At 73.8% G+C, this 24,788-nt stretch carries 19 protein-coding genes, 3 tRNA genes and 1 pseudogene; 11 read left to right on the forward strand and 12 right to left on the reverse strand.

The genetic code is table 11. From position 1 onward, the window contains the following. Window positions 1-9 precede the first annotated feature (9 nt). The 4 genes from ACFYOV_RS05255 to ACFYOV_RS05270 form a co-directional block, all read right to left on the reverse strand. The gene (locus tag ACFYOV_RS05255) at window positions 10-1,593 is read right to left on the reverse strand and encodes an ATP-binding protein (protein WP_389083016.1); all 1,584 of its coding nucleotides are present in this window, start codon (window positions 1,591-1,593) and stop codon (window positions 10-12) included. Next, window positions 1,590-2,330, reverse strand: coding sequence for a response regulator transcription factor (locus ACFYOV_RS05260; protein WP_389083019.1), 741 nt, complete (start codon window positions 2,328-2,330; stop codon window positions 1,590-1,592). Before ACFYOV_RS05260 ends, ACFYOV_RS05255 begins: the two co-directional genes overlap by 4 nt. Before the next feature lie 138 nt (window positions 2,331-2,468). Continuing rightward, complete coding sequence (locus tag ACFYOV_RS05265; RefSeq protein WP_389083022.1) at window positions 2,469-3,371, reverse strand: amidohydrolase family protein; 903 nt, start codon at window positions 3,369-3,371, stop codon at window positions 2,469-2,471. Window positions 3,372-3,783: 412 nt separating this feature from the next. Beyond that, complete coding sequence (locus tag ACFYOV_RS05270) at window positions 3,784-4,656, reverse strand: DUF2797 domain-containing protein (RefSeq protein ID WP_389083024.1); 873 nt, start codon at window positions 4,654-4,656, stop codon at window positions 3,784-3,786. Between the two features lie 209 nt (window positions 4,657-4,865). Here ACFYOV_RS05270 and ACFYOV_RS05275 point away from each other — a divergent pair, with 209 nt between their 5' ends. Next, window positions 4,866-5,297 carry a hypothetical protein gene (locus ACFYOV_RS05275; protein WP_389083027.1) on the forward strand — a complete coding sequence of 144 codons (432 nt, stop codon included), beginning with the start codon at window positions 4,866-4,868 and terminating at the stop codon, window positions 5,295-5,297. A gap of 53 nt (window positions 5,298-5,350) precedes the next feature. Further along, window positions 5,351-6,121: a potassium channel family protein gene (locus tag ACFYOV_RS05280; protein ID WP_389083029.1), complete on the forward strand. Its 771-nt coding sequence runs from the start codon at window positions 5,351-5,353 to the stop codon at window positions 6,119-6,121. Window positions 6,122-6,231: 110 nt separating this feature from the next. Here ACFYOV_RS05280 and ACFYOV_RS05285 read toward each other — a convergent pair. Continuing rightward, window positions 6,232-6,304 (reverse strand) — tRNA-Arg (locus ACFYOV_RS05285). A 205-nt stretch (window positions 6,305-6,509) separates the two neighbouring features. Continuing rightward, a tRNA-Ser gene (locus ACFYOV_RS05290) sits at window positions 6,510-6,600 on the reverse strand. A 184-nt stretch (window positions 6,601-6,784) separates the two neighbouring features. On the opposite strand from ACFYOV_RS05290, the gene ACFYOV_RS05295 reads away from it, so the two are divergent. Both ACFYOV_RS05295 and ACFYOV_RS05300 read left to right on the forward strand, forming a co-directional pair. Beyond that, a complete protein-coding gene (locus ACFYOV_RS05295) occupies window positions 6,785-7,351 on the forward strand; it encodes an SSI family serine proteinase inhibitor (protein ID WP_389083032.1) in 567 nt (188 codons plus the stop codon). 391 nt (window positions 7,352-7,742) lie between these two features. Beyond that, window positions 7,743-13,070, forward strand: a complete 5,328-nt coding sequence (locus tag ACFYOV_RS05300; protein ID WP_389083034.1) for a PAS domain-containing protein — start codon at window positions 7,743-7,745, stop codon at window positions 13,068-13,070. Between the two features lie 242 nt (window positions 13,071-13,312). On the opposite strand, the gene ACFYOV_RS05305 is transcribed toward ACFYOV_RS05300, so the two are convergent. From ACFYOV_RS05305 to ACFYOV_RS05315, 3 genes are all read right to left on the reverse strand, one after another. After that, entirely contained in the window at window positions 13,313-14,956 is a 1,644-nt protein-coding gene (locus ACFYOV_RS05305) for a long-chain fatty acid--CoA ligase (protein ID WP_389084066.1), read from the reverse strand. Between the two features lie 139 nt (window positions 14,957-15,095). Beyond that, window positions 15,096-15,653: a SigE family RNA polymerase sigma factor gene (locus tag ACFYOV_RS05310; protein WP_389083036.1), complete on the reverse strand. Its 558-nt coding sequence runs from the start codon at window positions 15,651-15,653 to the stop codon at window positions 15,096-15,098. Window positions 15,654-15,940: 287 nt separating this feature from the next. Then, window positions 15,941-16,264 (reverse strand): hypothetical protein, encoded by a 324-nt coding sequence (locus tag ACFYOV_RS05315; protein ID WP_389083039.1) that lies wholly within the window; start codon window positions 16,262-16,264, stop codon window positions 15,941-15,943. 288 nt (window positions 16,265-16,552) lie between these two features. Between ACFYOV_RS05315 and ACFYOV_RS05320 the strand changes: the two genes are divergently transcribed. Both ACFYOV_RS05320 and ACFYOV_RS05325 read left to right on the forward strand, forming a co-directional pair. Beyond that, window positions 16,553-17,419 carry a bifunctional DNA primase/polymerase gene (locus tag ACFYOV_RS05320; protein WP_389083042.1) on the forward strand — a complete coding sequence of 289 codons (867 nt, stop codon included), beginning with the start codon at window positions 16,553-16,555 and terminating at the stop codon, window positions 17,417-17,419. 258 nt (window positions 17,420-17,677) lie between these two features. Then, entirely contained in the window at window positions 17,678-17,866 is a 189-nt protein-coding gene (locus ACFYOV_RS05325) for a hypothetical protein (RefSeq protein WP_389084142.1), read from the forward strand. Between the two features lie 96 nt (window positions 17,867-17,962). Here the strand turns inward: ACFYOV_RS05325 and ACFYOV_RS05330 are convergent, their stop codons facing one another. Then, window positions 17,963-18,127 carry a hypothetical protein gene (locus ACFYOV_RS05330; protein WP_389084144.1) on the reverse strand — a complete coding sequence of 55 codons (165 nt, stop codon included), beginning with the start codon at window positions 18,125-18,127 and terminating at the stop codon, window positions 17,963-17,965. A 248-nt stretch (window positions 18,128-18,375) separates the two neighbouring features. Between ACFYOV_RS05330 and ACFYOV_RS05335 the strand changes: the two genes are divergently transcribed. Next, entirely contained in the window at window positions 18,376-19,065 is a 690-nt protein-coding gene (locus tag ACFYOV_RS05335; RefSeq protein WP_389083044.1) for a DUF4328 domain-containing protein, read from the forward strand. A 27-nt stretch (window positions 19,066-19,092) separates the two neighbouring features. Here the strand turns inward: ACFYOV_RS05335 and ACFYOV_RS05340 are convergent. Continuing rightward, window positions 19,093-19,177: transfer RNA gene (locus ACFYOV_RS05340), tRNA-Ser, on the reverse strand. 144 nt (window positions 19,178-19,321) lie between these two features. Between ACFYOV_RS05340 and ACFYOV_RS05345 the strand changes: the two are divergent. Further along, a pseudogene (locus ACFYOV_RS05345) lies at window positions 19,322-19,600 on the forward strand (1,4-beta-xylanase); the annotation flags it as partial. Window positions 19,601-19,689: 89 nt separating this feature from the next. Here ACFYOV_RS05345 and ACFYOV_RS05350 read toward each other — a convergent pair. After that, a complete protein-coding gene (locus tag ACFYOV_RS05350) occupies window positions 19,690-21,171 on the reverse strand; it encodes a S1C family serine protease (RefSeq protein WP_389083047.1) in 1,482 nt (493 codons plus the stop codon). Window positions 21,172-21,479: 308 nt separating this feature from the next. On the opposite strand from ACFYOV_RS05350, the gene ACFYOV_RS05355 reads away from it, so the two are divergent. The 3 genes from ACFYOV_RS05355 to ACFYOV_RS05365 all read left to right on the forward strand — a co-directional run bounded on the left by ACFYOV_RS05355 (window position 21,480) and on the right by ACFYOV_RS05365 (window position 24,214). Beyond that, window positions 21,480-22,289, forward strand: coding sequence for a glycerophosphodiester phosphodiesterase (locus ACFYOV_RS05355; RefSeq protein WP_389083049.1), 810 nt, complete (start codon window positions 21,480-21,482; stop codon window positions 22,287-22,289). A 134-nt stretch (window positions 22,290-22,423) separates the two neighbouring features. Next, window positions 22,424-23,062: an ATP-binding protein gene (locus tag ACFYOV_RS05360; RefSeq protein ID WP_389083052.1), complete on the forward strand. Its 639-nt coding sequence runs from the start codon at window positions 22,424-22,426 to the stop codon at window positions 23,060-23,062. 186 nt (window positions 23,063-23,248) lie between these two features. Then, window positions 23,249-24,214, forward strand: a complete 966-nt coding sequence (locus tag ACFYOV_RS05365; protein ID WP_389083054.1) for a DUF5926 family protein — start codon at window positions 23,249-23,251, stop codon at window positions 24,212-24,214. The last annotated feature ends 574 nt before the right edge of the window (window positions 24,215-24,788 follow it).

Genomic DNA, 24,788 nt, shown 5'->3' on the forward strand with positions numbered 1-24,788 from the left:
CGACTCTCCTCAGGCGTCCTGTCGCGCCCGTGTGGTGCGGCTGTGCCCTGCCTGTGAGTGCTCCGGCCGGGCCGCCGGGTCCGTCGACGGGGGCGCGGTGGCGGGCAGACGGAGCGTGAACACGGTCCTGCCGGGCACGCTGTCGACGGTCACGCCCCCGCCGTGCGCGGTCGCGACGGCCTGCACGATGGCCAGCCCCAGACCCGTGGAACCGGTCGCGCGGGTACGCGCCGAGTCGCCGCGCGCGAACCGTTCGAAGACGTGCGGCAGCAGCCCGGGCGGGATCCCCGGCCCGTCGTCCACCACGTCCACGCGGAACCGGCCGCCGTCCCGGCGCACCCGGGCGGTGACGGTGGTGCCCGGCGGGGTGTGGGTGCGGGCGTTGGCGAGCAGGTTGACCAGTACCTGCTGGAGGCGGGCGGCGTCGGCGAGCACCGGGGCGGGTTCGTCGGGCAGCTCCAGCCGCCAGCGGTGGTCCGGTCCGGCCGCGCGGGCGTCGCCGACGGTGTCCACGACGAGCGGGACGAGATCGGTCTCCTCGAACCGGAGCGGCCGGCCCGCGTCCAGGCGGGCGAGCAGCAGCAGGTCCTCCACCAGCAGGGTCATCCGGTCGGCCTCGGACTCGATCCGCCGCAGCGCGTGCCGGATGTCGGGGTCGACCTGCTGCCGTCCGCGCCGGGTGAGTTCGGCGTAGCCGCGGATGGAGGCGAGCGGGGTCCGCAGTTCGTGGCTCGCGTCCGCGACGAACTGCCGTACCCGGGTCTCGCTCTGCTGGCGGGCGTGCAGCGCGCCGTGGATGTGGTCCAGCATCCGATTCAGCGCGGCGCCGACCCGGCCGACCTCGGTGTGCGGGTCGCACTCGGACTCCGGGACGCGTTCCTCGAGGTTCACCTCGCCGCTGTGCAACGGCAGTTCGGACACGCGGGTGGCGGTGACGGCGACCCGGCGCAGCGGCCGGGTGGCGAGGCCGACCAGCACGTACCCGGCGATGCCCGCCGCGACGAGCCCCGCGCCGGTGACGCTGACCTCGACCAGGACGAGGGTGCTGACGGTGGCGTCGGTCTCCGCGGTCGGCAGGGCGACGTAGAACGAGCCGTTCCGGCCGGTCCGGTACTGCACCCGGTACTCGCCCAGCCCCGGGAGGTGCGCGCTGTGCGCCCGGCCGTCGCGCGGGACGGTGCCGAGCGCCACCAGCTGGGCGACGGTGAGCGCCGCGGCCTCCGGGTTCTTGACCCCGTCGTCCACCCTGCCCTCGCTGACGATCCCGTCGGTCACCCGTCCGGCCTCGACGGTGGCGCCGAGCGTGCCGATGCCCTGCGGGCCCTTGGTGACGAAGGCGAGCGGATCCTCACCGGTCATGCGCTCGGGCAACGGCAGGCCGTCGGTCGGCGGGCCCGCCGCCCGCATCGCCACCTCGTCCACCCGCCTGTCCAGCTGGTCGTACAGATGGGAGCGCAGGGCCAGCGTGGTGACCGTGCCGATCACCGTGCACACCACCGCGATGAGCACCAGCGACGCGACGACGAGCCGCGTCCGCAGGGTGCGCGGCCGGCCGGCCCGCCACCGGGGACGCGGTCGCCGCCGCCCGCTCACGAGCCGGCCGGCCTGATCAGGTAGCCGGCACCGCGCCGGGTGTGGATCATCGGCTCCCGGCCGGCGTCGATCTTGCGGCGCAGATAGGAGATGTACAGCTCGACGACGTTCGCCTGCCCACCGAAGTCGTAGCTCCAGACACGGTCGAGGATCTGCGCCTTGCTGAGCACGCGCCGGGGGTTGCGCATCAGGAAGCGCAGCAGCTCGAACTCGGTCGCGGTCAGGTGGATGCCGTCCCCGGCCCGGGTGACCTCGTGGCTGTCCTCGTCGAGGGTCAGGTCACCGACGACCAGCCGCGACTCGGACCAGCGGTCGGCCGCACCGGAACGCCGGATCAGCCCGCGGAGCCGCGCGACGACCTCCTCCAGGCTGAACGGCTTGGTGACGTAGTCGTCGCCGCCCGCGGTCAGGCCGGCGATGCGGTCCTCGACGGCGTCCTTGGCGGTCAGGAAGAGCACGGGCACGTCGGGCAGGTCGCGGCGCAGCCGCCCGAGCACGGACAGCCCGTCCAGGTCCGGCAGCATCATGTCCAGCACCACGGCGTCGGGCCGGAACTCGCGCGCGGTCCGCAGGGCACCCTGCCCGTCCCCCGCGCCGCGGACCTGCCAGCCCTCGTAGCGCAGGGCCATGGACAGCAGCTCGGTGATCGACTGCTCGTCGTCCACCACCAGCACCCGGACGGGGCTCCCGTCCGGCCTCAGCAGTTCGGTGCGCCCCTGGGGCGAGGTCGTGGTCATACCGGACACGATGGCGGGGCGCCCTGAGAGCGGTCTTGCGGCAGTCTGTGTTTTCCCTGAGAAACAGCCAGGGGGTTCCCCGCCGGGGGCCCATGCCCAGAAGGTTCCAGCGTCCAGGGGGTCCTCGGGGAGGCGGAATCACTCCTCCAGCCCGAAGAGCCGGACGGCGTTGTCGTGGCACACCGCCCTCAGCCACGCCTCCCCGAGCCCCAGCCGCTCCAACGCGTGGAGCTGGTGGAGGTACGGGTACGGGATGTTGGGAAAGTCCGAGCCGAGCAGGATCCGGTCGCCGAGGGCGGCGAGCCGGGGCCGGGCCGGTACGGGGAACGGCGCGAAACGCTCACCGAAGTCGGTGAAGGCCATCGTGGTGTCCAGACGTACCTCCCCGTACCGCTCGGCGAGGTCCAGGAAGTCCTCGTACTCGGGCATGCCGAGGTGGGCCACGACCAGCCGCAGCCGGGGATGCCGCGCCAGCACCCGGGCGATCGGACCGGGCCCGGTGTGCTTGCCGGGTGCGGGCCCGGAGCCGCAGTGGATCACCACGGGGACGCCCGCCTCGGCGAGCAGCCCCCAGGCACCGTCGAGCAGCGGGTCGCCCGGGTCGTAACCGCCCACCTGCACGTGCGCCTTGAAGACCCGCGCCCCGGCCTCGACGGCCTCCCGGACGCAGTCCTCGACGCCCGGCTCGGGGAACAGCGTCGACGTGTGCAGGCAGTCGGGTGTGCGGCGGGCGAAGCCGGCCGCCCAGCCGTTCAGCCACCGCGCCATGCCCGGCTTGTGCGGGTAGAGCATCGCCGTGAAGGCGCGCACGCCGAACTCCCTCAGCAGCGCGGTCCGTTGCTCCTCCTCCGCCCGGTAGGTGATCGGCCACTCGACCCCGCCGGTCAGCGGCCCGAGCGCGTCGAAGTACGCCCACACCTTGCGCAGTACCCGCTCGGGCATGAAGTGGGTGTGCACGTCGACGAGCCCGGGCAGCCCGAGTCGTTCCCAGAAGCGCCGTACGTCCAGGGCTTCGGCACGGCTGTCGAGGTGAGCGCTCATCCCGACACGATCACCTCTGCCCACGCTCCGGGTCCACCCCGTGGCCCAGCGGCACCGGGACAGGGCGGGCAACCGACAGGGCGGGAAACCGGGGCGGGGCACCGACGCATCGGGACCGGGTACGGGGCATTGGCGCCTCTCGGCAGAAGCAGCGGACGTCACTCCCCGGCGGGGAGCAGGCCACCTCACCCCCGCGCCCCGAAGCAGGGACACCTCACCCCCGCGCCCCGAAGCAGGGACACGTCACCCCCCGCAACCCGGAGCAGCCATCCTCACCCGCGCGACCGGAAGCACGACCACCTCACCCCGCGACCAGCCGCGACCAGCCGCGGCCGCGCCGACAGCCGCCTCCGGCAGCAGGGCGCCGACACCCGCCTCCGGCAGCAGGGCGCCGACACCCGCCGCGACCGGGTCAGAAGAGCCCGTCCTGCACCCCCGCACGCTCGCGCAGCGCCCTGACCGGCACGTCGAACTCCCGGTCCCCAGCCGGCACCAGGCCCCACCCGGCCAGCAACCGGGTGTCCAGGACCACGACGCCGCGCCCCGTCGCCAGATGCAGATCCGGCCCGGCGGCGGCCACCAGCTCCCCGCTCACCGAACCCCCCGCGACCAGCTCGCCCACCTGGCCGACCGCGGCCGGTACCCCGGCCAGCCCGAACGTCTCGACGTGGTCCACCGCCCGGAACGGCTCACGGACCAGCGACTCCGGCCAGCCGCCGAGCGCGACCGCGCCCGCGTGCAGCCGGGCGATCTCCCCCGCCCGCTCCGCCGCACCGGCCGGGAGGGCCGCACGCACGGCCCGCTTGTCGGCGTAGGCAATCCGGTCCGGTACGCCGAGCGCCGCACGCAGCAGTTCCTCGGTGCGCCGGGCCGCCATCAGCGGACCGGTCCCCAGCCAGCTGAAGCACACCGCCCCCTGCTCCAGCAGCCGCGCCGGACCCCGCTCCACGGCGGTGATGCCGACCTTGGTCATCCCGGCTCCGAACCACGCGAGATAGACGCGGTAAAGCCGCGGATCGTCCGCGATCTTGTCGGCGGCCACGGAGTGCGCCCGGTCCAGCCGCGCGCACTCCTCGCAGCGCGCCCCCGTGCTCCGCCCCGGCACGACCGCACCGCGCGGACACGCATGCCCCCGCGCCCCCACACAGGTCCGCACACCCCCTTCCACGACCCCGAAGGCCACCTGCTTCCCCCAGGTCAGCGCGCTGCGCCGACCGCCGTCCCACACCAGCTCGGGTCCGTCCGCCGACCAGCGCAGCCCCGAGCACCGCCATGCCTGTGCCATCTCTGTCGAGACTAGGCGCCACCACTGACAACGCCGCCCTGCGGCGGTTCGGCCTTGCGGCCCCGCCCGCACACCGGCCCGCCCTGCCCCACACCGGCCCGCGCAGCCCGCCCGATCCACCGAGGTGCCGACCAGCGCGCCTGATGCCAACCTGGACGGTGAGCCGCACCGCTCGGGGACAGTCGAAGGACAACCGAAGGGTCGGGCACATGGCGAGCAACGTCGGCAGGACACACCAGCATCGGGCCGGATGGGAGGCGGAGAGCACCTGGGCGACGGGCTGGACGGTGGCCGCGGCCGTCCTGATGACCTTCGGCGGCATCATGGCCGTTTTCCAGGGCATCGCCGCCATCGCCGAGGACGACGTCTTCGTCGTCACCCAGAACTTCAGCTACGAGTTCAGCCTGACCGGCTGGGGCTGGGTCCATCTCATCCTCGGCGCCCTGGTGGCGGCCGCGGGAATCGCCCTGATGCGGGGGGCGACCTGGGCCCGCGCGACAGGGGTCGCCCTGGCCGGGCTGAGCATGATCGCCAACTTCGTGTGGCTGCCGTACGCGCCGGTCTGGTCGATCGTGCTCATCGTCATCGACGGCTTCATCATCTGGGCCCTGTGCGCACCGCGCCGCGAGTCCCCGGCCTAGTACGGCCCCTCCGCCCGGGCCATGGCAGGCAACCGCGCGGCGCCCTCCCCCACATGGCACACCGTCTGGCCCTGGCTGGTCCAGCGGCCGGCATGGCCGCCATGGTCACCGCCTACTTCCTGCTCCCCCTGGACCGGCTCGGCCCGCGCCGGCCGGTCCTGAGCTGGATCCTCCTGGGCCTGGCCCTGGCACTGGTGGCCGGTCTGCTGCTCCGGCAGGTCCTGTGCGTGCTGCTGGGCCGCCGCGACACCCGCCCGGGTCTGGTCATCCCGCTGCTGATGTGCCTGTCCGTGCTGGTCTTCGCGAGCGCCTACCAGGCCCTGGCGCAGCGCCCGGGGGAACTCGACGGCATCCGCACCCGGCTGGACGCCCTCTACTTCACGATGGTCACCCTCGCCACCATCGGCTACGGCGACATCACCCCGCACGGCCAGGCGGCCCGCCTGGTGACCGTCCTCCAGATCCTCTACACCCTCGTCTTCCTGACCGCGGCCGCCACGGCCCTGAGCCGCCATCTGTCCCACGCGGTCCGCCACCATGCGGATCCCGACCGGAACCGACCGAATCAGCATCACCGGGCGCGCGACTTCCGTAGGGTTTCCGGCCGTGACGACGTTGGAGCGCCGGTCCCTGGTCGCTGCCTTCGGTTCCCTGCTCGTCAGTGTCGTGGCGTGCGGGGCACTGGCCTGGCAGCTCCTCATGCCGTCCCGCAGCACGGCCCAGGACCACGACGGCCGCCGCGAGCCTCCGCGCGGGGCAGGGCGGCCGCCACTGGTCGCTCCCGAGCCGAGCGAGCCACCCGGCCGCCTCCAGCCGAGAGGTGATCAGCCGCTCCACGTCCCCCGTCCGAGCGACAACGATCCGCACAGCACCGCGCCCCCGTCCACACCGAAACACCAGAGGCCCCGGATCTCTCCGGGGCCTCTGGTCTGTGCGCACTCGGCAGGATTCGAACCTGCAACCTTCTGATCCGTAGTCAGATGCTCTATCCGTTAAGCTACGAGTGCTTGTTCTGTTTTTTCGCCGCTCCCGGCCCTTCCGGCCCGCTCGCGGCGACAGGAAGAACATTACATGACTGCCGCCGCCATGTGAAATCCGTTTGCCGCACCCTTTGTGACCTGCGGAAACACCCAATGAAGGGGTGAGGGCCGGGCAGCCGGGCCGAGCTACGACGAAGCCCCGGTCGGGTGGACCGGGGCTTCGTGTTCGGGGCGGAGGCGGAGGGATTTGAACCCTCGATGGGCTTTAAGGCCCAAACCGCATTAGCAGTGCGGCGCCATAGACCGGACTAGGCGACGCCTCCCCGCACAACCTTCGCGCGCGAGCGCGGGTGGGTGGTGCGTGCCGATGATGACACAGTCGTGCGGGGTGTCACCAATCGCCCCCCACGGTACTAGGCCGGGAGGCCACAGGGCAAAGCCCTTCCGCGGGCACGTCGTCACCGGTTCGCCGCGCAACGTCGTGGGCGGTGGCGCGTTGTTCAGGGCATGTCGCACTCGATCCGTCGCATCCGCCGCCGGGGCGCCGCCCGGCCCGCCCCGCAGCCCGCACCCCGGCACAGGGCCGGGCACGCCGCCCCGCTCACCGTCCGGGCCGCGCTGCGGCGGTTCGCCGTCGTCGCCGTGGCCTTCACCGCCTCGCTCACCGGTGTCGCCTCGCTGTCCGCGGCGCCGGCGGCGGCCGGCCCTCCGACGCCCCGGCACGACCGCCACCACCTCACCGTCACCGTGCGCGACGCGGGCGGCGGGACGGACGGTACGTACGAGGTGTACTGCCGGCCCGGCGGCGGGAGCCATCCCGACCCGCGCGGCGCCTGCGCCGCCGTCGAGCGGAACACACGCTGGGGACGGGACGCCTTCGCCCCGGCGCCGGACGACCGCGTGTGCAGCATGCAGTACGGCGGCCCCGCCACCGCCCGCGTCACCGGCACCTGGGCCGGGCGTCCCGTCGACGCCACGTACAGCCGCGTGGACGGGTGCGAAATCGCCCGCTGGGACGGGCTCGTACCGCTGCTGCCCGATCTGCGCCCGGCGGCACCGGGCCCGACCGGCTGACCGCTCCGAACGGAGCCGGGGAACCACCCCGCCGACGGACCGCCCGGCCGCCGGGAACCACCGGCCCGAAGGGACCTCCCGGCTGACGGGAATCACCGGCCCGAAGGGACCGCCCGATTGCCCGGTCCGGCCCGGACGACGGGGCCGGGCGGTCCCGGGGTGCGGTGGGCGTGAAGGTCCCGCGAAGGCTGCCGGAGGCGTCGGCGCAGGCCGTCGCGGGTGGTGGGCGATCCGGGCGTCACACCGCCGTCACCTCCTCGTGCGACGTCCCTCTCATCCGGCGTCGCGAGCGCAACCCCAGCCCTTAGACTCCCTCGCGTGACACGCTGCGGGCCGGTTGGCAAGATGGCCCGAGCGGTCGGCACGTCGCGTAACAGGGAGGAAGCGTCTCGTGAGCAGCAGGCCATCCCGAGGCGCTGCTCGCCTCGCAGCCATACTGGACGCGCTTCCCGACGCCCTGGTGCTGGTCAACGCCAACGGGACGGTCGTCAACGCCAACACCATCGCCCTGGAGGCCTTCGAGACCCCGGGCACGGCCCTGGTGGGCCGGGGGCTCCTGGATCTGCTGCCGCAGTTCGACTCCAAGCTCATCCCCGGCTCCATGCGGCGGCCCGACCACATCGACCCGCGGGCCCGCACCAAGCCGACCCGGATGATCGCGCGGCGGACCGACGGAACCGAGTTCCCGGTCGAGGTCACCAGTGCGAATCTGGAGAACGGCCAGCAGGCGTACGACGGTTACGGCTACACCGGCGACGAACTGCTGATGCTCGTCGTCCGTGACCTGTCCGGCACCGTGGACACCGAGGCCGAGCTGGCCCGTTCGCAGCGGCAGACCGAGATGATCCTGCGGGCCGCCGCCGAGGGCGTCGTCGGCACAGACACCGACGGGCGGATCGTCCTGGTCAACCCGGCCGCCGCCCAGATCCTCGGCTACCGCGCCGGCGACCTCGGCGGACGCGAACTGCACACCCTGGTGCTGCACTCCCGCGCCGACGGCTCCCCCTTCCCGTACGACGAATCCCCGCTCGCCGACACCCTGCGCTCCGGGCGCAAGCACCGGGTGCGCGGGCAGGTGCTGTACGCCAAGAGCGGCGACAAGATCCCGGTCGACCTGACGACCTCGCCGGTGCGGGACGGCGACCAGCTCGTCGGCGCCGTCATGACCTTCACCGACCGGCGGCCCCACGACGCGCTCGTCAAGGAGAAGGAGCAGGCCGAGCAGCGGCACGCCGAGGAGTTGGACCGCCTCGCCGAGGAACACGCCTCCGAGCTCACCGCCCTACGGCAGGGCCACGTCACCGAGCTGGAGAAGCTGAGCGAGCGGCACGCCGAGGAACTCGCCGCGAACGAGGAGCGCTACGCCGCGCTCGGCGAGCGGGAGAAGGACCGCTACGAGGCCCTGGCCGCCCGGTACGAGCAGCTTCTCACCCTGCTCGGACAGTCGCTGCGGGGCCCGCTGGAGGAGCTGCGCCGCGAACTGGCCGCCCTCGCCGCCGACGACGCCGGGCAGCTGTGGCCCGAGGCCAATCAGGTGCTCCACCACCTGTCGGCCGGCTATTCGCGCATCACCACGCTCATCGACAACGTGCTCGGCTACCAGCGGCTCGACGTCGGCGCGGAGGAGATCGCCCGTACGAAGGTGATGCTCGACGCCGTCGTCGCCGCGGGTGTCGACGGTGCCGTGGAGCTCATCGGGCCGGGGCGGGTGCAGTTCGCGGTGCACGCGCCGCCCATCGAGGCCGAGGTCGATCCGCGGCTGCTCGCGACCGCGCTGGCGCACCTCGTCGCCGACGTCGCGGGCGTGGACGCCACCGGAAACACGCCCGTCTCGGCGGGCGGCTACCTGGACAACACCGTGGTGGTCGCGGCGGCGCAGCGCGGCGAGGTCGTACGCATCGAGGTGCGCGGGCCGTACAGCGGCGGCGACCCGGTGCACGAGCCCATCGTGCGCGGAATCGTGCGGGCCCACGGCGGTGTGCTCCAGACGCACGAGGTGCCGGGGATGAGCGGGAGCGCGTTCGTCCTCGAGGTGCCGATCGGCGGCGGGGCGGGGGTCGTCCCGGCGACCGGAGCGCCGGTCGGGACGGCGGTCGCGGTGCCGGGCGGGGAGACCTCCGGCGCTGCCGCTGCCGCGGTGGGTGCCGATGCGGCCTCCGGCGGGCAGACGGCCGGCGGACAGGTACCCGGTGGACAGGCTCCCGCTGGGCAGGCTTCCGGTGGGGGGCGGCGCCGGGCGCGGCGGGCGTCGGTGGACGCGTTCCTGGAGAGCGAGGTGCCGGGGGCCGGGGCGAACGAGGAGTCCGGTGCGGACGGTGCGACGCCCACCGGCCGGCGCAGGCGGCGGGCTGCGGCGCAGGAGCCCGCGCAGCTTCCGGCCCAGGCGCCCGACGAGGGCGTGGTCGCGTCCGGCGGGACGGGGCGCCGTCGGCGCGGACGGCCGGCCGAGGAGACGGAGGCCGGCGGCGCGGTGGTGCCCGCCGGTGCCGGGGTCTCCGAGGGCGCGGTCGTGACGGCCGCCGAGCACGCGGCGGGTGCCGCCGCCTCCAACACGGGGCTGGGCGGGACCGTACCGCCGCAGGGAGTGCCCGTTCCGTCGGGGCAGCGCCCCCGGCACGGGGCGGGTGAGCAGCACGCGTTGCCTCCGGCGCTTCCGGCGCCGGCCGGATCACCCCAGGGGCAGGTCCAGGTCGCGGGGCAGCTCCCGGTTCTTGCCCAGGGGCAGGCGGACGCGCCGGGCCAGGAGCAGGGGCGGGGACCGGCGCAGCCCACGGGGCGGCGTCGGCGGGCGCTGGCCGCCGCGACCGAGCGGGCGGCGGCGCAGGAGGCCGCGCCCCGCACGGTGTTCGCGCTGCCGCCGGCCGAGGCGGACCAGGAGCAGGCGGGCGGGACCGGGCAGGCCGAGGCGGTCGGGCAGATCCCGCCGGGTGCCCCTGCGCCACAGGCCGCGCAGGCCGTTCAGGGCGTGCAGGCCGTTCAGGGCGTGCAGGAAGTTCAGGCGGGTCAGACGGGTCAGGCGCACGGCGTCGGTTCGGGTGCGCCGGGGGTGCCCGGAGGGCCTGCGGTGCCCGGGCAGGGGGCCGTGCCGGTCCAGGGGGCCGTGCCGGTCCAGGGGGCCGCCGCGACCGGTGATGCCCTGATCGACGGCCGCCACGACGCCGTTCCGCACGACCAGTCCGCCGACCACACGCCACCGCAGCCGCATCCCACCAGCGCGCCCACGGGCCGCCGCCGACGGGTGGTCGCCCAGCCGACGGAGGGTGCCGTCGGGGCGACCGCGCAGGGACAACCGGCAACGGCACAGACGCAGGGGTCGCAGGCACAGGGGCCGCAGGCGCGGGCCGTTCAGGCACCGGGGATTCCGGTGCAGGGAGCCCCACAGCAGGTGACGCCCGTCCAGGGGACGGTGGGCCAGGGCACCGTGGCTCAAGGGACCCCGAGTCAGCCGGTTCCGGCGCAGGGTCTTCCCCCCGCCCAGGCCGTTCCCGGCGTGGCCGTGCCGCCGACGGCCATGCAGGCGGTGCCTGTTCAGGGCGGGGTCCCGCAGGGCGCCCAGGTAACGCCGGAGCCCGCCCCGCAGACGGGCGTGTCCGGCCAGGGAGCGACCGACGGGGCTCAGGCGCAGGCAGGCCCGGTGCCGCAGCCGGGGGCCGGCGTGGCGCCCCACGGGGCACCCGTCCCGGCACAGGGCGCACCGGTGCCGCCGCCGGAGGCCGCCGTTCCTCCGCAGGGCGTCGCCGTGCCCCCGCAGGGCGTTGCGGTGCCCGCGCAGGGCGTTGCGGTGCCCGCGCAGGGCACCCCGATTCCCGCGCAGGGCACCGCCGTTCCTCCCCAGGGCGCACCCGCCTCGCCGCACGCGGCCGCCGTTCCTCCGCAGGGCGTCGCCGTGCCCCCGCAGGGTGCGGCCGCCGCTTCCCAGCAGGTTGCTCCCGTATCTCCCCAGGGCGCTCCCGTCCCACCGCAGGGCACCCCCGCACCTCCACAAGCCGCCCCCGTCCCACCACAGGGCACCCCCGTACCACCGCAAGCCGCCCCCGCCCCGGCACAGGGAGCCGCCGCTCCGCAGCACCACACCCCCGCCGGCCCGGTGCCGGGCCGGGGCACCATGGGGCAAGGGGTGCCGGTAACCGTTCCCGGGCACGACACCGTGGGGCAGGGCATGCCGGTGGCCTTCCCCGGGCCGGCGCCGCAGGCACAGACACCGGCCCCCGGCACGCAGCCGCAACCCCAGGGCACCCACGCGCAGTTCCAGGACGGAGCCGCCGTCGGGCGGCCGTTGCCGCCGCAGGGCGGGGCCGCGGAGCAGCCGGCCGTCGCGCAGCCGCTCCCCGCCGAGGCGTCGCCGGGACAGGCCACCCCGCCCGAGGGGACCCCGGCACCGCAGTCGTGGCCCGCCGCCGGGGACACATCCGGCGCCGGCACTCCCGTACCCCCGGTGAGCCGACCGCGGCACGCCCACCCCGCGGGCGCCCCGCTGCCCCCCGAGGGCGCGGCGGTGCCGGGGCAGCGGGCGGCACAGCCGTTGCCGGCCGAGGCAGCGGCACCGGTGGACCCCAACTCGACGCAGGGCCGTGCGATCAGCGTGCGGACGCTGGGGCAGGGCGTGCCGTTCACCCGGCAGGCCGCCCAGGTGCAGCAGCCCATGCCGTCGGCCACGCCTCCGCCGCACCAGCCGGGCGGATCCGGCCGCCGGCGCAAGCTCGGTACGCGGCCCGACCCGGCCCCGGGCCCGGAGCAGGCCGCGCACCCGCACCCGCCGGCGGACACCGCCCCGGCCCAGCCGCAGGCACCGGCACAGCAGCCGCCGGCCCAGGCCCAGCCGCAGCACTCGCTCGCGGGGCAGTCCCGGCTCGCACCCGCGACGGAGGGCACCGGACGCTCGTACGCGATAGGCGCGCCGGACGCGGACGCCGCCGAGGGGCCCGAGCCGCTCGACGGGCCGGGTGGAGCCGTCGAGGTGGCGGACACCCCGCGTCCGCAGCCGATGGACGACGAACTGCCCCCGGAGCCGCTGGACAACCCGCGCAGGCTGCTGGTGTGGCCCGCCCCGGACGTGTCCACGCAGCAGGCGCTCAGCGACCGCGGCTACCGGCCGGTCATCGTGCACTCGCGCGAGGAGGTCGACGCGCAGATCGCGGCCTTCCCCGCCGCGCTGTTCGTGGACCCGCTGACCGGGCCGATCACCCGCACGGCGCTTCAGTCGCTGCGGCAGGCGGCGGTGGCGGCCGAGGTGCCGGTGCTCGTCACGGCCGGGCTGGGACAGGCCTCGCGCGACGCCGCGTACGGGGCCGACCCCGCCGTGCTGCTCAAGGCCCTGGCGCCGCGCGACAGCGAGCAGCATCCGCCGCGGGTGCTGCTGATCGACGAGCACGCCGAGATCGCGCTGGCGCTGACCGCGACGCTGGAGCGGCGCGGGATGCAGGTGGCGCGGGCGGCCGGTGACGCCGACGCGGTGGCCCTGGCGGGGCAGTTCCGGCCCAACCTGGTGGTGATGGACCTGATGCAGGTGCACCGGCACCAGGCGGGGATCGTGGACTGGCTGCGGGCGAACGGGCAGCTCAACCGCACCCCGCTCGTCGTCTACACCGCCGCCGTCGATCCCGCCGAGCTGCCCCGGCTGGCCTCGGGAGAGACCGTGCTGTTCCTCGCGGAGCGGTCGACCAGCGACGAGGTGCAGAGCCGGATCGTCGACCTGCTGGCCCGGATCGGCACCAACTGAGGCCCGGTGGCCCGGATCGAAACCGGCCGAGGCCCGGTGGCCCGGATCGGCACCAATCGAGGCCCGGTGGCCCGGATCGAAACCAGCCGAGGCCCGGTGGCCCGGATCGGCACCAACCGAGGTCGGGCACTTCCGGGGCCGGGCGTAACAACGGGTGCGCCGGGCAGTGAGCGGGACCGAGTCCCCCCACTGCCCGGCGCGCGTCCGAGACCTCCGGTGGTACCGGAGCCGGGTGCCGACCGTCAGAACCGGGTGACGTCCAGCTCACCCTCGGCGTACTGCCTGCGCAGCACCTTCTTGTCGAACTTGCCGACGCTGGTCTTCGGCACCGACTCGATCACCGTCCAGCGCTCGGGGAGCTGCCACTTGGCGATCTTGCCCTCGTCGGCCAGGAAGGCGCGCAGGGTCTCGAAGTCGGCGGTGGAACCCTCCTTGAGGACGACCGTGGCCAGCGGGCGCTCGCCCCACTTGTCGTCCGGGACGGCGACGACGGCGGCCTCGGCGACGTCCGGGTGGGCCATCAGCGCGTTCTCCAGCTCCACGGAGGAGATCCACTCGCCGCCGGACTTGATGACGTCCTTGGCCCGGTCGGTCAGGGTGAGGAAGCCGTCGGGGGAGATGGTCCCGACGTCGCCCGTCTTGAGCCAGCCGTCCTCGCTGAACTTGTCGGCGGGGCGCAGCGGTTCGGCGCCGGAGCCGTTGTAGTAGGCGCCGGCGATCCAGGGACCGCGCACCTCCAGCTCGCCCGCGGACTCGCCGTCCCAGGGGAGGCGCTCGCCACCGGGTCCGGTGAGGCGCGCCTCGACGCTCGCCGGGAAACGGCCCTGGGTGAGGCGGTAGGCGAACTCCGCCTCGGTGCCCACGGCGTCGGCCGGCGGGCGGGCGATGGTGCCGAGCGGGGAGGTCTCCGTCATGCCCCAGGCGTGGCAGACCCGCATGCCCAGGTTGTCGAACGCCTCCATCAGCGAGGGCGGACAGGCCGAGCCGCCGATGGTGACCTGGGTGAGGGTGGAGACGTCGCGGGGCTTCGCGGTCAACTCGGCGAGCAGGCCCTGCCAGATGGTCGGGACGGCGGCGGCGTGGGTCGGGCGCTCGCTCTCGATCATCTCGGCGAGCGGGGCCGGCTGGAGGAAGCGGTCCGGCATCAGCATGTTCACGCCGGTCATGAAGGTGGCGTGCGGCAGGCCCCAGGCGTTGACGTGGAACTGGGGGACCACGACCAGCGAGGTGTCCTGGTCGGTCAGCCCCATCGACTGGGCCATGTTGACCTGCATGGAGTGCAGGTAGATCGAGCGGTGGCTGTACACCACGCCCTTGGGGTCGCCGGTCGTGCCGGAGGTGTAGCACATGGCCGCGGCGGAGCGCTCGTCCAGCTCGGGCCAGTCGTAGGCGGTGGGCTTCCCGGCGATCAGGTCCTCGTACTCGTGCACCTGCGCGGACGCGCCCGCCAGCGCGGAACGGTCACCGGGCCCGGAGACGACCACGTGCTCCACCGTCTTCAGGTGGGGCAGCAGGGGAGCCAGCAGCGGGATCAGCGAACCATTGACGACGACCACCCGGTCGGCGGCGTGGTTGACGATCCACGCGAGCTGCTCCGCCGGAAGGCGGAGGTTCAGGGTGTGCAGGACCGCGCCCATGGAGGGGATCGCGAAGTACGCCTCCACATGCTCGGCGTTGTTCCACATCAGGGTCGCGACCCGGTCGTCGCCGACGACGCCGAGGTCCTCGCGCAGGGCGTGGGCGAGCTGGGCCGCGCGGGCGCCGATCTCCGCGTAGGTACGGCGGTGCGGGTCGCCCTCACCGGTCCAGGTGGTCACCTGCGATGTCCCGTGGATCGTCGACCCATGGGTCAGGATCCTCGAGATCAGCAGCGGTACGTCCTGCATGGTGCTCAGCACGGCGTCCTCCTGGGCGACATTGCCTACGCGGCGGTAAGAGTTGCGCTGATTCTGCGCACATACCGCGTGGTATGTCACTAGGGGAGCGGATGATCGATCAACCGTCAGAGCCCGACGATACGCCTCATCATCGAACAAGTCCCAGCTCAGCGTCGTCCCGCAGCTTGCCGAGCGCCCGCGATACGGCGGATTTCACGGTGCCCACCGACACTCCGAGAAGCTCCGCCGTCTGGACCTCGCTGAGATCCTCGTAGTACCGCAGCACGACCATCGCCCGCTGCCGGGCGGGCAGCCGCATGATCGCCCGCCACATCGCGTCGCGCAGCGCCTGCTGCTCGGCCGGGTCGTCGCCGCCGGGCGCCGGATCCGGCTCGGGCAGTTCGTCGCAGGCGAACTCGTCGACCCTGCGCTTGCGCCACTGCGACGTCCGCGTGTTCAACAGCGCCCGGCGCACGTAGCCATCCAGCGCCCGATGGTCCTCGATGCGCTCCCAGGCGACGTAGGTCTTGGTGAGCGCGGTCTGCAGCAGGTCCTCCGCGTCGCTCGGATTCCCGGTCAGCGACCGGGCGGTACGCAGGAGCACCGGCCGGCGGGCCCTCACGTACGACGCGAACGACGGGTACGGGAGGGTCTGCGTCGCTGGGGCAGCGGCGTTCGAAGCGCTGGTGCAGACGGGTGTGGTCATGGCTCAACGCTAGGAGCGCACCCCGGCCCGCGGATCGGCCGCAGGTCCCGAAGCGGAGTCCCCCTCAGGTTGTAGGGGCGGGGTCGGCTGCACCTCCTGAAGGTGGACGAGGAGGTTCGTGCGCATACGGGTTCACCCCTGGGGGAGGGCCGGGCGGAACCCGGGGGGCCGACGCTCCCCGCCCGCGCCGGCCGCCTGCGCGGCGGCACCGAAGCGCCGCCGCGCGGGCGCCTCGCACTCCACGAGCACACCCGTGATCCTTCGGAGCCGGCGGCCCCCTCACCCCCTCACCACAGCGGAGAGAAACTGATGGCCACGTTGCCGTCGCCCTGGTTGACGGACGTGGCCGCGGAGCCGTTGACGTGGGACGTGGTGCTCTCGTTCGAGGCACCGGCACCGGCGGCCTGCTGCTGCGCGGCGGAGAAGGTGCCGAAGTTGTCCCCGCCGACCCCGCTGTCCACGGCACCCGCCACCGCCGTGTCGGCCGCCGCGGTCGATCCGACGTCCGGGAAGGCGCCGTTGCCCGCCGCGGCGACGCCGCCGAAGAGGGCGGCCGCGAGAGGAAGGGCGGAGACGGCCGCGAGGACGCGGGCGGTACGGATGCCTGCCATGATCTGTTCCCTTCAGCGGGTCCAACGGTCCGAGTCGCCGTCGCGATCAGACTTGCCCGAGGGAAACCGACGAACCCCCCGAAGGGCGTCATTCGCACGCAAGCGTGAGGACCAGGAAGTAAACCCCTTCCTGCCACGCACGTCCCACGGCCCCCGGCCTCCCGGCCCCAAACCCAGGCCGCCCAACAGGCGAAGCGTTCCGGCAGCCTCCGCGCACTTTTCCGCACCCCGCGGGCACCCCTCTCCCACTCCTTCCCTTTTTCGAACGCATGTACGAAAATGGGCTCCATGGCCACCACCGACCGGCAGGCCACGACGTTGGCCCTCGCACACGCCCTGTCAGCCGCCGAACGCGGACTGGCCGTCATCCCCCTGTCCCGGACGAAGCTCCCGGCCCTGGGCTCCCCGCACCGCGACGACCCCGGCCCCACCCCCTGCCACGGTGAGTGCGGCCGCTTCGGCCACGGGGTGTACGACGCCTCGACCGACCCCGCCCGTATCCGGGAGATGTTCGCCGCCGCACCCCGTGCGACCGGTTACGGCATCGCCTGTGGCCTGCCCCCGCACCACCTCATCGGCGTCGACCTGGACACCAAGACCGGCACGGACTCCTCGGCCGCCCTGCGTGAACTGGCCCTGCGCCACCTGTTCACGATCCCCGCCACGGTCGTCGTGCTGACCCCGAGCGGCGGCCGGCACCTGTGGCTCAGCGGCCCCGCCGACGTGGTCGTGCCCAACTCCGCGGGCCGACTCGCACCCGGCATCGACATCCGGGGCGCCGGCGGCTACCTGGTCGGCCCCGGTTCCCGCACCGAACGCGGCGCGTACACCGCCGCGCCGGGCACGGGCCGTCTGGCGCCCGCCCCCTGCCCGCCCGCCCTCCTGCGCCTCCTGCTCCCACCACCCCGCGCGCACCACCCCACGCCGGCGTCGGCCGGCGGGCACGGCCAGGGACTCGTCCAGTTCGTGCTGGCGGCCCACGAGGGGCAGCGCAACACCCGCCTGTTCTGGGCGGCCTGCCGTGCCTACGAGGACGGCATCGGGCCCGCCCTGGTCAGTCCCCTGGTCGACGCCGCCCTCGACACGGGCCTGTCCGAACGCGAGGCCCGCGCGACGATCGCGTCGGCGGCGCGGATGACGGGCCACCGGCCCTGACTCCACCCCGCCGCCCGGCTCCGAGAACCGAAAGCGCGCCGCTACCCTCGCCCGCCGACAGCCACGGTCCGAACGTCCGCCGCGGGGGCCGCACCAGGACGCGGCCGTAGACCTTGTGGCCGACCAGCTCCACCCGCAGCCTGACCGACGCATCGACATCCGGAGCCTGCCGGATCCTGACCTTGCTGTGCTCCAGCATCAGACCGTCGGCGTCGACGACGATGCCCGGCCTGGATCAACGTCAGGGTCTTGCCGCACATGTCCGTGTCGATCACCAGGCTGCCGTGCGCGATCACCGCCTGGGTGAAGTCCAGCGTCACCTCGCAGAACTCCGTCACCAGTTACACCCGGCGTGGCACCACCCAGGCACCCGTGCGACGCACCGGACTGGACTTCTGGTCGATCCGCAGGACGTCCTTGGCCTCCGCCACGGCTGCGCCGGTGTAGGCCGACACGGGTGGCAGGTCGGGGTCAGCGCGGTCAGCTCAGCGAGGGTCCGGTCCGACAGCGCGGCCTCCAGGCGCTCGTCCAACTCGGCCGCGGTCAGCCGACCGTCCCCCGCCGCGACGCGCAGCACGTCACCGCCCGGTCCCGGTCGGCATGAGAGGCCCGCAGCTCGGGCGAGGGGGCGGGGCCGGAGCGAACCACCTGGTCGTCGCGGCCGGCGACCGGCCGGGCGTAGTGCCGGGTGATGACGCTCGCGTTCAAGCCCCAGCCACGCTCCACTCCGCCGGGCGCGCTTCCCGGCTCCGGGCGCTGCCGCCGCCGACGCGCAGCCACAGAAGTAGCAGTGCGGGTGAGCGGATCGGGGTGCAAGCGGTGCGGTGACTCCGGCTCGCCTCAAAGGTTAAGATCCGCTGCCACCTGCGGAAAGCCCGCTCAGGCGGGCCTCCGGGAGGTACGGCATGGGTGGAAGGGCGGCGTCGCCACGCGGGCTCGCCCGATGGACGTGCGGCATGCTCGCCTGCTTCGCGCTGGTGACGGTGGCCACCGATGTAGCAGGCTGGCACAAATACCAGGTGCTACTGGCACCACCGCTGAACGGGCCGGATGAAGGCGAGGAGTTGGTCAGTGCCGACATGTGGTTCGGGAATCTGACTGGGTGGTGGCAGGCGGCGTTCCTCGCGACCATGCTCCTGTTCCTCGTCTGGCTCGACAACGTGCGCACTCTCGCAGACACGCTTTGGCCCGAGGGGCAGCGCCACCACCGTGCTTGGGTGCTCTTCGGCTGGCTGGTTCCACTGGCGCAGCTGTTCGTACCGAAGATGTTCATCAACGACGTGTGGGCTGCCGCCCAGCCGGCGAGGCGACGCCGCCGCGGCAATCCCCTGCTCACCATGTGGTGGCTCACCGTACTCGCCGCAGGCGCCTGGGCCACGGACGGCTACTCGGCTCTGAAGCAGGCCGCAACAGCGGGCGAAGCCCGCCAGGCCCTGCGGCACGTGATGCTCAGCGACGGTCTGCGCATCGGAGCCGCCGCGCTGACCATCGCCGTCGTCTGGCGGCTGAGCGGCTCGCTGCACCAGGCGAGGGACGGCGAAGCCTCGGCGGATGCGCACGTGGCAAGGCGCGCTCCGCGTGCGTGCCCGAACGGGGGGACCAGCGGTCGCTCAACGACACCGCCAACGGCGGAGGCCCCCGACTGACTTAGCCGGTCAGGGGCCGTTCACCTGCGGTGGGTGTGGGATTTGAACCCACGGTGACTTGCGCCACGACGGTTTTCAAGACCGTTCCCTTAGGCCGCTCGGGCAACCCACCCGGGCCGCCGCCCAGCTGGGCCGGGCGGGGCGGCTACAGCCTACCGGCCCGGGGCAGCGCGCGGGGCCCGCGGGCCGCTGGGTCCACAGGCTGTGGAGCCGTTCGACGGGTTCCACCCGTGCGACTGCCCGGCCTGTCGCCACCGGTTCGGGCGGTGGCGGCACCGGCGGGTGCTCCGCGTCCCTGTCCGCCGGTGAGCAGGGGAGCGACCGGTGCAACCTCAACGTCTCGGTCAGCGGCTCGAACAACTGGACCGTGACGATGAACGTGCCCACCCCCGCGAAGGTCCTGTCCACCCGGAACATCAGCGCCTGCCAACCGAGCAGCCAGACCCTCGTTGCCAAGCCCAACGGCAGCGGCGACAGCCGGGGCCGGACCATCCAGCACAACGGCAACCACACCCGGCCGGTGTCCTGCAGCACGGGCCTGATCCCGCGCACCCCGCGCACGCACACCGGCCCCGCTGCCCGTGAGGGCGGCGGGCCGGGTCGGATCCGGTGCCCCGGGGCGGGTCAGCTGTCGCCGACCCGGGAGCCCAGGGTGAGCTCCGTGGTGCGCTCCTTGCCGTCGCGCTCGTAGGTGAGCGTCACCTTGTCACCCGGCTTGTGGGTCCAGATCTCCCCGATCAGCGTGGGACCGGAGTCGATGACGCGGTCGTCCAGCTTGGTGATGACGTCGCCGGGCTTCAGTCCGGCCTTGTCGGCGGGGCCGCCCGGGTCGACCGCCTCGGAACCGCCCGCGCCCTGCTCCGTGATCTTCGCGCCGCCGGTCGAGTCCTCGAGGGAGACCGAGGCGCCGATCTTCGCGTAGACCGGCTTGCCCGTCTTGATCAGTTCCTGGGCGACGTACTTGGCCTGGTTGATCGGGATGGCGAAGCCGAGGCCGATCGAGCCGGCCTGCCCGGTGCCGAAGCCGCCGTTTCCGGTCGACTGGATCGCGGAGTTGATGCCGATGACGTTGCCCTGCGCGTCCAGCAGCGGTCCGCCGGAGTTGCCCGGGTTGATGGAGGCGTCGGTCTGGAGCGCGCTCATGTACGACGCCTGGCTGCCGCTGCCGTCGCTCGACGCCACGGGCCGGTTCTTCGCACTGATGATGCCGGTCGTCACCGTGTTGGAGAGCCCGAAGGGTGCGCCGATCGCGATCGTCGAGTCGCCGACGGCCACCTTGTCGGAGTCGCCCAGGGTGAGTGGCTTGAGGTCGGCGGGGGCGTTCTCGAGCTTGATGACCGCGACGTCGTAGCCCTGCGCGTTGCCGACGACCTCCGCGTCGTACTTCTCGCCGTTGGGGAAGGTCGCCGAGACCTTGCCGCCGTCCACGGCCTCCGCCACCACGTGGTTGTTGGTGACGATGTGGCCCTGGGTGTCGAAGACGAAGCCGGTGCCGGTGCCGCCCTCGCCGCTGCGGCCCTCGGCCTCGATGGTGACGGTGCTGGGCAGCGCCCTGGCGGCCACGCCCGCGACCGTGCCCGGGTCGCGCTTGACGCTGCCGCCGCTGGTGGCCGCCGAGACGGTCGTCGAGCTGTTGCTGTCGTTCTCCTTGGCCAGGGTGTACCCGAGGCCGCCGCCCAGGCCGCCCGCGACCAGCGCGGCCGCGAGGACCGCGCCGATCAGGCGTCCGCGCCCGCCGCCGTTCTTGGGCGCCGGCGGCTGGTAGGAGGCACCCCAGCCACCCGCGCCGTGTCCGGCACCGCCGTCGCCGTACGACGGGGTGCCCGGCGGCGGGGGCGGGGGCCAGGAGGCGTCGGGAGCGGACGGGGAACCGGCAGGGCCGGTGCCGTGTACTCCGTGGCCGCCCTGGTCCGGGGCCGGGTGAGTCCCGTGGGCGCCGTATGCCGGCGGCGCGCCCGGAGCGCCGGTCGGGGCCGCGGGGGGCGCCTGGGTTTCCCCGTACGGAGCCGGGTGCTCCTGGTGCGGCGGAGCAGCGGGAGCATCCACCGGCGCGGGCGGTGCCGACGGGGCCGGGGGTACCGCGGTGCCCTCGTTCTCGGTGCTCACAGCTCTTCTCCTCGATCCACGGCTGTCGTTCCACGTCACGCTCGGTCACGCCCGGTCACGCGCGTTCACGGGTCCGGCGCGAGCAGCGGTGTACGTCGCATCGCACGTCTCTTTGTATGACGTCAGCTTTTCCCACGGGCCGTCAGGGCACCATAAGCCGTTCCTGTGAACCCGGGGCCATTCTTTATATAGGGCATCAGCGAATTAAGGGGCGCCACTTGGATGCCTCCACCGGACGTCCGCACCGTCACCGCCGTCCTGGCCGGCCCGACCGCACGTATACCCGCGCGCGGTGGCACCATGACGCGGTGACCCACGCACGCCAGCACCCGACCCAAGTCGTCGCCCACCGCGGGGCCTCCGAGGACGCCCCGGAGCACACCCTGGCCGCGTACCGCAAGGCGATCGAGGACGGCGCGGACGCGCTCGAATGCGACGTCCGTCTGACCGCCGACGGTCATCTCGTGTGCGTTCACGACCGGCGCGTCAACCGTACGTCCAACGGCCGCGGCGCGGTCTCGACCCTGGAGCTCTCCGACCTCGCGGCCCTGGATTTCGGCTCCTGGAAGACCCGTGACGAGGAGCCGGACTGGGAGCACCGCCCGGAGGACCGCGAGGCCACGTCCGTCCTCACCCTGGAGCGGCTGCTGGAGCTCGTCGCCGACTCCGGGCGCCGGGTGGAGCTGGCCATCGAGACCAAGCACCCCACGCGGTGGGCGGGCCAGGTCGAGGAGCGGCTGCTGGTCCTGCTCAAGCGGTTCGGGCTCGACGCCCCGGCCACCGCCCAGGAGTCCCCGGTGCGTGTGATGAGCTTCTCCGCGCGGTCGCTGCACCGCGTACGGGCCGCCGCGCCGACACTGCCGACCGTCTACCTCATGCAGTTCGTCTCCCCCCGGCTGCGCGACGGACGACTGCCCGCCGGTGTCCGGATCGCGGGTCCGTCGATCCGGATCGTGCGCAGCCATCCCGCGTACGTCCGGCGCCTGAAGGACTCCGGCCACCAGGTGCACGTGTGGACCGTGAACGACCTCGAGGACGTCGACCTCTGCGTGGGTCTCGGCGTGGACGCCATCATCACCAACCGCCCCCGTGCGGTGCTCGACCGGCTCGGCCGCTGAGACGAGCGGCTGCACGGCTCTTGACCTGGCGCCGTGATCCGGCGCATCCTCACCTCTCGGCCACACCGACGAAATCCAGCCACACGGTCACAGGGAGTGCCCCGGCGCGTTCGCTGCGTACTCGATCGTGTCGAATGCGTCACCACACAGGGACTGGCCGGTTTCCGGTTCAGGCCATTGGGGCATCCACACCGTGGCGTGGGGCGAAGGAGGTCTCGGGGGTGGCGTTGGTGGTGGCACAGGAGGTGCCCACGTCGTCGTGCATGGCCGTGCCCCATGGCCCTGCGGGCGTGGGGGAGGCGCGGCACCGGATGCGCGCGCAACTGCGCGACGGTGGCGTGGCGGAATCGGTCGTCGACGACGCCGTACTGATCCTTTCCGAGCTTCTGAGCAACGCGTGCAAGCACGGCAGACCGCTGGGCGACGCCCTCGCCGGTGACGGTGACGTCCGTGCCGCCTGGCGCGTGGACGCGCGGGGCAGGCTCGTCGTCGAGGTGACGGACGGCGGCGGCCCGACCCGCCCTGCGCCGGCCACCCCGTCGGTCACGGCGCACGGCGGCCGGGGGCTGAACATCATCACGGCGCTCGCCGACGACTGGGGCGTACGCGACGAGGTGCCCGGCGAGGTCACGGTGTGGGTCGTCGTCCACGACGACGTGTTCGACCCGGACGCCGGCCACCGGCGCGACGACTTCGCGGCGCGCGTCACGGCCCCCGCGGTGTCCGAGATACCCGGACTGGATTTCGCGGACGCCTTCGACGACCTGGACTGACGGCGGCACCGCCGCGTCCGCGCGGGCTGCGGGGCCGGCGGTGACGGCGGCGCTCCCGCAAGGTGCCCGGACCGGCGTCCGCGCGATCGGACGGTCGGCGCGCTGTCCACCGGACCCCGTCCGCGGTGGCGTGAACGGCTAGGCTCCCGCCCGTACGAGACGAGCCGTAACCGGGAGACACCCACGATGGCCAAGAAGCGACCCCAGACGAAGGCCAAGCGCCCGCAGCTCAGGGACGGAGAGATCCCGGTCGTCGGCGCCCGCGAGCCCTGCCCCTGCGGCAGCGGCCGCCGCTACAAGGCCTGCCACGGCCGGGCCGCCGCGCACGCCGTGACCGAGCTGGTGCACCGCCCGTTCGAGGGCCTGCCGGGCGAGTGCGACTGGGTGGCGCTGCGCGAGCTGGTTCCGGCGGCCACCGTCGAGCTGCCGCTCAAGGACGGCCTGCCCGAGGGCGTCCCGTCGGTCACCCTGGCCACGGTGCTGCCGATGGCCTGGCCCGCCCTGCGCCGCGACGACGGCTCCGTCCTCCTCGGCCTGCAGAACGACACCGCCTCGGGCGACATCAGCCGCGACCTGGCCGACACGCTCACCCGCGCGCTCGACGCCGCTCCCGGCACGCCCGTGCAGGGCCGCCGCGCCCCGGCCGACGGCCCCCGCCTCCAGGACCTGCTCGACCCCGACGGCGCGTTCGAGCCGGTGGTGCACAGCGGCTTCGAGTTCTGGGTGCCGGACACGGAGAACGCCACGCCCGAGGTGACCGCCTCCCTGGAGCGGGCCAACGCCGCCGCCATCCCGACCGTCAGGCTGTCGGGCGTGGACGCCGCGTACTGGTGCGAGACGCCGGAGAAGAACCACCTGCGGTGGGTCATGCCGCATCCGGAGGAGCAGCTTCTGGACGCCTTGGCGCGACTGCACGCGGCGGGCCGGTCCTCCCTCGGGGAGGGGACCCGTCTGGTGGGCTCCTTCCGTGCGCACGGGCTCACCGTCCCGGTCTGGGACCTGCCGAGCGGGGTCGGCGCCGAGGACGTGGAGAAGCCGGCGGCCGAGTTCGCCGAGCGCCTGGCCGCCGCCCTGGCCACGGAGGCGCCCCTGACCGCCGACGAGCGCCGCGCGCGCGGGGGCCTCACCAACCGCCAGGTCACGCTCAGCTGAGGCCCGGTCCCGCGGTCGGGTGTGCTGACCGACCGATCAGCACACCCCGCCCCTCGGGAACCACTGGTTCCGGCCGCAACTCCCGGCACGGGCAGCCGTTTCGGTGACCGGAAAAGCCGAGATGGAATTTGCGAACCGCCGATCTCTTGTTACCGTTCGAGTAGCCCGGTTGCTGGTGCATCCCCCGTCGCCAGCAACCGGGTCTTTCCGTGCCCGGCGCCGTTCACGGAACGCGTTCGCCCGTCAACTGCCCGTTCCGGAAGGGGAGTTGCCTCCCGGACCGAGCAGCACGGGCCCCTGACCGGCCGAGACCGCGACATCCGCGACTCACCCGGCGGCGCGCCGTACGGATGCTCCCCGTGCCCTCCGCGTGCCCTCTCCCGGGTGTCCGCAGATCCGCCGTCAGACTCTGGGGCGTCGGGGCGTCCGGGCGGTGTCCCCCGCGCGGTGCGTCCGCGCCCTCGGGACGCCCGGGTCCCAGGCGCTCACACGGCGCGCGGAGCCGCCCGGAATCGGACACACCGGCACGCCTCCCGGCGCAGCCCTCCGTCCGCGGGCAGACGACCGGCCCTGT

The organism is Streptomyces sp. NPDC005931, assembly GCF_042871235.1.
Lineage (GTDB): Bacteria > Actinomycetota > Actinomycetes > Streptomycetales > Streptomycetaceae > Streptomyces.